Origin of the sequence: Arthrobacter sp. Hiyo1 (assembly GCF_001263615.2) — a bacterium.
Classification (GTDB): Bacteria; Actinomycetota; Actinomycetes; order Actinomycetales; family Micrococcaceae; genus Arthrobacter.
In genome coordinates this window covers 340,989-344,669 of sequence record NZ_DF952468.1, presented here as the reverse complement: position 1 = coordinate 344,669, position 3,681 = coordinate 340,989, and the positions used below count along the sequence as shown (strand labels likewise).

Sequence of the window (3,681 nt, the reverse complement as noted above, 5' to 3'; positions counted from 1 at the left end):
CGGTGACCCGGACAGGGCGCCGGACGATCAGCGCCAACCCCTCCTCCAGCGATCCCTGCACGGTCCGGAGACCGGGCTGGAGCGCCCACCCGTTGAAAGGGCCGCCGTCGTACGAAAGATCCATCCGGACACGCAAAAACCCGCCGCCCCCCAAAACGGGGGCAGCGGGTTTTCGTTCGTTCATAGACTTAAGTCTACTGTGAAGAATTCAGTGAATTACTTCTTTTCCTCAGCGGCCGGAGCCTCTTCGGTTTCAGCAGCTTCAGCTTCAGGAGCGTCGGCTTCGGTCTCTGCGGCTTCGGTCTCAACGACCTCTTCCTCAGCAACCGGAGCGGTCTCTTCGGCGGCCGGAGCAGCCTTCTCGGCGTCCTTCTTGGCAGCAGCAGTTGCCTCGGCAACTACAGCCTGCTTCGGGGAAACCGGCTCAAGAACCAGCTCGATGACAGCCATGGGAGCGTTGTCGCCCTTGCGGTTGCCGATCTTGGTGATACGGGTGTAGCCACCATCGCGGTTGGCAACGGCGCCGGCGATGTCGGTGAACAGCTCGTGGACGATGCCCTTGTCGCTGATCAGGCCGAGTACGCGACGGCGGGAGGACAGGTCGCCGCGCTTGGCGAAGGTCACGAGGCGCTCTGCGTACGGCTTCAGGCGCTTGGCCTTGGTGACCGTGGTGGTAATGCGCTTGTGCTCGAACAGCGATGCTGCCAGGTTCGCGAGCATCAGGCGCTCGTGAGCCGGACCGCCTCCGAGGCGCGGACTTAGTGGGGGTAGGCATAGTAATTTCTCCTGTAATGAAGGCCGTCCGGGTCCGAACGTGGACTCGGTGGCCAAGATCTGCTTGTTAGAGCTCGTCGTCGCTGAACGCGGCGTCGTCCTCTTCGATGGCTGCGGCGCGGGCTGCAAGATCGAAACCGGGAGGGGAATCCTTGAGGGACAGACCCAGTTCAACCAGCTTTGCCTTGACCTCATCGATGGACTTCGCACCGAAGTTACGAATGTCCATCAGGTCAGCCTCGGAGCGGGCAACGAGTTCACCCACGGTGTGGATGCCCTCACGCTTGAGGCAGTTGTAGGAACGGACGGTGAGGTCCAGATCCTCGATCGGCAGTGCCATGTCGGCTGCCAGGGCAGCGTCCGTCGGCGACGGGCCAATCTCGATACCTTCAGCTGCGGTGTTCAGCTCACGTGCAAGACCGAACAGTTCCACCAGGGTGGTGCCTGCCGAAGCAACGGCGTCGCGCGGGGCGATAGCCTGCTTGGTCTCGACGTCGACAATCAGCTTGTCGAAGTCAGTGCGCTGCTCAACACGGGTAGCTTCCACGCGGAAGGTAACCTTCAAGACCGGCGAGTAGATCGAGTCGACCGGAATACGGCCGATCTCGGAGTCGCCGGACTTGTTCTGAGCTGCCGAAACGTAGCCGCGGCCGCGTTCGATGGTCAGTTCGAGTTCGAACTTGCCCTTCGAGTTCAGCGTGGCAATGTGCAGATCCGGGTTGTGGAATTCGACGCCGGCCGGCGGAGCGATGTCCGCGGCCGTGACGACTCCGGGGCCCTGCTTGCGCAGGTATGCAACAACCGGCTCATCGTGCTCGGAGGACACGGAGAGGTTCTTGATGTTCAGGATGATCTCAGTGACATCTTCCTTGACACCCGGAACCGTGGTGAACTCGTGCAGCACGCCATCGATCCGGATGCTGGTTACAGCAGCACCGGGGATGGAGGAGAGCAGGGTACGGCGGAGGGAGTTTCCGAGGGTGTAACCGAAGCCCGGTTCCAGCGGTTCAATGATGAAACGCGAGCGGTTCTCGGAGACTACTTCTTCAGACAGAGTGGGGCGCTGTGCAATAAGCACTTAGGTTTCCTTTCGGCGAGCATCCGCTATATGACGCAACACAGGTGGTGGAAATCGGCTTGGTTCCGGCTTTGCCGGCCGGGCGCCACGGAACAGTCAGGCTGTTCGTGGCGGACCCGGCCGGCAAGGCCAAGAATCCAATTAGACGCGGCGGCGCTTCGGCGGGCGGCAACCGTTGTGGGCGCTGGGGGTGACGTCCTGGATGGAGCCAACCTCGAGGCCAGCGGCCTGCAGCGAACGGATTGCGGTCTCGCGTCCGGATCCCGGTCCCTTGACGAACACGTCAACCTTGCGCAGACCGTGCTCCTGGGCGCGCTTTGCAGCAGCCTCGGCAGCCATCTGGGCGGCGAACGGGGTGGACTTGCGGGAGCCCTTGAATCCAACCTCACCGGCGGAAGCCCAGGAGATTACAGCACCGTTCGGGTCCGTGATGGACACGATGGTGTTGTTAAAGGTGCTCTTGATGTGCGCCTGGCCAAGCGCGATATTCTTCTTGTCCTTCTTACGCGGCTTGCGAACCGCGCCACGAGTCTTCGGGGGCATTATTTCTCCTACAGAAAGTTATCGGGGGAAAGTCAGCTGCTATTTCTAGCGGCCGGCTTTCTTCTTGCCGGCGACGGTGCGCTTCGGGCCCTTGCGGGTACGAGCGTTGGTCTTCGTACGCTGACCGCGTACGGGCAGGCCCTTGCGGTGACGCAGGCCTTCGTAGCTGCCGATTTCAACCTTGCGGCGGATATCTGCTGCTACTTCGCGGCGAAGGTCACCCTCAACCTTGTAGTTGCCTTCAATGTAGTCACGCAGCTGAACCAGTTCGGCGTCAGTCAGGTCCTTGACGCGAACGTCAGCGCTGATGCCGGTGGCAGCCAGGGTTTCGTGTGCACGGGTCTTGCCCACGCCGTAGATGTAAGTAAGCGCAATTTCCAACCGCTTTTCGCGGGGAATGTCTACGCCAGCGAGACGAGCCATAGTGGCAGTACTCCTTGAATAAACCGGAGGTCGTAGGCAGTACACCCGCACTTTCAGTGCGGCCCCAGCCTCCGACCGGGGGTTAGCTGTCCGGGCTCCATACGTCCCAATTCAGCTTGTGCTGCCTTTATTTACTTGCGTGGGTTAGCAACCCAGGTTTGCCCTCGCGGGCGCTAGCTCCCTTGCGGGGAATTAGCCTGGCGCTGCTTGTGGCGCGGGTTCTCGCAGATCACCATGACCCGGCCATTACGGCGGATCACTTTGCACTTGTCGCAGATCTGCTTAACGCTCGGCTTGACCTTCATGGCGTTCCTTTGCGTGTTGCAGTTGGTCGGCTGGAGCGGCAACTACCCGGGTTTCCCAAGGCTGCCGCCCAGCAATTACTTGTAGCGGTAGACGATGCGACCACGTGTGAGGTCGTAAGGGCTTAGCTCCACCACTACGCGGTCCTCAGGGAGAATCCTGATGTAGTGCTGTCGCATCTTCCCCGAGATATGTGCAAGAACGATGTGCTTGTTGGTGAGCTCAACGCGAAACATCGCATTGGGCAGCGCCTCAGTCACAACGCCCTCGATCTCAATGACCCCGTCCTTCTTGGCCATATCCTCCGCTAACTGTTGTTTGCCGCAGCCCTCCGGTTAGGCACCGGAAAATCTGCGGACGTTTTTTGTTTGTTTGACCGTCCGGCCCCTGCCACTCCACGAAGCAGGACTCGCGACCTGTTAAATGGGCGTGGCTGTGCAGACAACCAACAGACAACTCTACGCCAAGACGGCTCGAAAGTTAAATCCGCCCATGCTAGCGCAGACACCGGCACGGTGTCACGCTTCCCCTGGCCGCGGAACCCCCTTGGATCCCGCTAA

At 60.7% G+C, this 3,681-nt stretch carries 6 protein-coding genes and 1 pseudogene; all 7 read right to left on the bottom strand.

The window, feature by feature from the left end; all coding sequences use genetic code 11:
- Positions 1-184 (bottom strand): annotated as a pseudogene (locus AHiyo1_RS26000) (tRNA pseudouridine(38-40) synthase TruA); the annotation flags it as partial.
- A 32-nt stretch (positions 185-216) separates the two neighbouring features.
- Entirely contained in the window at positions 217-720 is a 504-nt protein-coding gene (rplQ, locus tag AHiyo1_RS01510; protein ID WP_059387387.1) for a 50S ribosomal protein L17, read from the bottom strand.
- A 121-nt stretch (positions 721-841) separates the two neighbouring features.
- Positions 842-1,852, bottom strand: a complete 1,011-nt coding sequence (locus tag AHiyo1_RS01505) for a DNA-directed RNA polymerase subunit alpha (RefSeq protein ID WP_011692778.1) — start codon at positions 1,850-1,852, stop codon at positions 842-844.
- A 141-nt stretch (positions 1,853-1,993) separates the two neighbouring features.
- Positions 1,994-2,395, bottom strand: coding sequence for a 30S ribosomal protein S11 (gene rpsK / locus AHiyo1_RS01500; protein WP_028265083.1), 402 nt, complete (start codon positions 2,393-2,395; stop codon positions 1,994-1,996).
- 45 nt (positions 2,396-2,440) lie between these two features.
- The gene (gene rpsM / locus AHiyo1_RS01495; RefSeq protein ID WP_011775569.1) at positions 2,441-2,818 is read right to left on the bottom strand and encodes a 30S ribosomal protein S13; all 378 of its coding nucleotides are present in this window, start codon (positions 2,816-2,818) and stop codon (positions 2,441-2,443) included.
- Between the two features lie 173 nt (positions 2,819-2,991).
- Positions 2,992-3,123, bottom strand: coding sequence for a 50S ribosomal protein L36 (gene rpmJ, locus AHiyo1_RS01490; RefSeq protein WP_059387386.1), 132 nt, complete (start codon positions 3,121-3,123; stop codon positions 2,992-2,994).
- A gap of 75 nt (positions 3,124-3,198) precedes the next feature.
- A complete protein-coding gene (infA, locus tag AHiyo1_RS01485) occupies positions 3,199-3,420 on the bottom strand; it encodes a translation initiation factor IF-1 (RefSeq protein ID WP_009358723.1) in 222 nt (73 codons plus the stop codon).
- Between the last annotated feature and the right edge of the window lie 261 nt (positions 3,421-3,681).